A 2,644-nucleotide genomic window follows, 5' to 3' on the forward strand; every position below is an offset into this window, starting at 1 on the left:
TTATTCCTTATTCTGTCTATTCTTAAATCCCTTTTAATCTTCCTCATGTTTGAATCTTAATCTCTTAGATTCTTTTTACTCTTTATGCTTTGAGTCTTTTTATTCTCTATCTGTTTTTTAGCTCTCTTAACTCTTGAGATTCTTAGATTCTCATGCTTATGCCTTAATGCTGTTTAATGCTTTGAGTGATTAGAATCTTTGCTCTTTTTAGAATCTAGCAGAAGAGAATCTTATAGATTCTTCACTTGCTAAAGCAAGTTCAGAATGACAAAGTGGATTGTCATCTTTGCAAGGTAAAATCCTTAGGGATTGTGCGAGGAAGTGGAATCTCTCTCCTTTGTCATATTGAGGGCAAAGCCCGAAATATCTCTAGTCTATAAAGCGATATTTTATCATTGAAGTATCTTTCATAGAATCTTTTAAGATTCTACACTTTAAATCTAATTTAAGAGTTTTATTAAAGCTTTAGAATCTTTGCTCTTTTAATTCCTTAACTCTCTTTATGTTTTGTTTCTCTTATTCTTTTAAGTTATCTATTGCGCTTTGTTTATAATCACTTGAATATTATCCCAACTCAACAGGCAATTACAAAGGGAACAACAAAACTATTTAGTTGCATTATTACCTAAATTTGTGCGTCTATTGATTATCTATAAGCACTCAATGCGCAAATGTAATGAATGAAATCACAAAAGCAGGAACAATGAAATGCAATATATGAGACAAATGCTACAAGAAGGACACGATAATATATATAAACTATCACGCACATTTAATATTAAACAACAATAGAAGATTTATGATAAGAATATTTAGAAATAAAGCGATGAACTATTTGCATTGTATGCGAAAATCTGAAACGCTTATGGCAAATCATTAATCACAAGATTCAATAAAAAGCAAGTTACATGTATCAAGAGAATCTCCACTATTTCAAATCTTTGATTAGGATTTTGGAAATAAATTTGTAATGTTTCGCATTTATGTTATAATCGCCTTTTGCAAATTTCAAAATATGAAGGATTTTTATTCTCTAAAACAAAGTCTTGCATAGTAGGCAGTACAATAGAATCCAAAATATATGATTATCCTCTGTTAAGATGCTAATGCGTTTTTTGAGTGTGCAAGTGTGAGCGAAACGGCTTATCATTAAAGAGGATAAGATGATTTTATATATTGAATTTACAGGGCTTTTAGACTTTTGGTTTATTTAAGGATAAAGCACGCTTTTTAATTTCTTTTAAACGAATACTATGGAGTTAGCATTATTTCATCAGAATCTATTGCAATGGTATGCGCTTTATGGGAGGCATTCTCTACCTTGGCGCAATCTATACGGAGAGAATGCTCCTTATGGCGTGTATGTGAGCGAAGTGATGTTGCAACAAACACAAGTAAAAACTGTGTTGCAGCGATTCTATACGCCTTTTATGCAAAAATACCCTACACTCTCCTCTCTTGCCAAAGCTAGTGAGCAAGAGATACTTAAGTCATGGGAGGGCTTGGGTTACTATACTCGCGCAAGAAACCTCCACCACAGTGCTATGTTCTGCGTCCAACACTATGCAGGCAAGTTACCTTGCACTAAGCAGCAGCTTTTGGGTTTAAGTGGCATTGGGGATTATACTGCGGGAGCGATTTTGTGCTTTGGCTATAGACAAGCAGTGAGCCTTGTAGATAGCAATATTGCACGCGTCCTTTGTCGAATCTATGCCCTTTCTTCACCCACACAAAAGACTCTGCAGAATCTAGCAAAAAAGCTACTTAATCCCCTTAATGCTTTTAATCATAATCAAGCCCTCATGGACCTTGGTGCGCTTGTTTGCAGCGCAAAAAACCCCTCATGTTTGTTGTGTCCTGTAAATGCTTTTTGCGCAGGGAAGACACAGGCTTATCTCTATCCCAAACCCAAGAAAAAAGCGTTTGCTAAACAGATTCTTAATCTCGCCCTCTGTATTGATAAAAGTGGTAAAATTGCCGTGTTACAGAGTCAAGAAAATCTCTATCGTGGATTATATAATCTCCCCTCGATTTCAGTCGAATGTGAAAAGATAGAATCTTGCACATTTTTAGGACAATTTAAGCATCATTACACCAAGTATCAACTTGATGTGAGAATCTACGGTATACGTGATGATATGCTTCAAGCTTGCTTTGCAGCCCATGAGAACATAGAATTTTTGAGTACTGATACACTTAAGAGTAAGCCCCTCTCTATGTTGTGTGTCAAGGCATTGCAGAAAACGGGAATGATGTAGCACATAAGTAGGTTTGTGAGATGATTGCATTTGCCATTATCAAAATCTTGCTTAAGGTCTCTGGAATTATTTATTTCATTTATTCTTTGGTCTGTATAAATCTTTAATCAAATTGTTAGCCTAAAGCAGAGAACTTTTATTTTCTATTCCATAAATCAAGAGGAATCTTCACAATTTTTACAGGATACATGGTTAAGTCGGTTCTTTGGATAGAGAAAAGAAGAGAATACCCGCGCGATAAAAATATTAAAAATGGAAAACTGCCCTAATCTTAAAATAAGATTCATAACAAGGAGCATACAAATATGGAGGCAAAGCCAACAAAAATACTAGACTTTATAGGAAAATCTCAAAATGCACAATTTGTTATTCCTGTTTATCAGAGA

The 2,644-nt window shown here is 34.6% G+C and carries 1 protein-coding gene; it reads left to right on the forward strand.

Translation table 11 applies throughout. From position 1 onward, the window contains the following. Positions 1–1,253: 1,253 nt before the first annotated feature. The gene (gene mutY / locus CQA44_RS11795; RefSeq protein WP_115547397.1) at positions 1,254–2,258 is read left to right on the forward strand and encodes an A/G-specific adenine glycosylase; all 1,005 of its coding nucleotides are present in this window, start codon (positions 1,254–1,256) and stop codon (positions 2,256–2,258) included. The last annotated feature ends 386 nt before the right edge of the window (positions 2,259–2,644 follow it).

This window comes from Helicobacter sp. MIT 14-3879, from assembly GCF_003364125.1.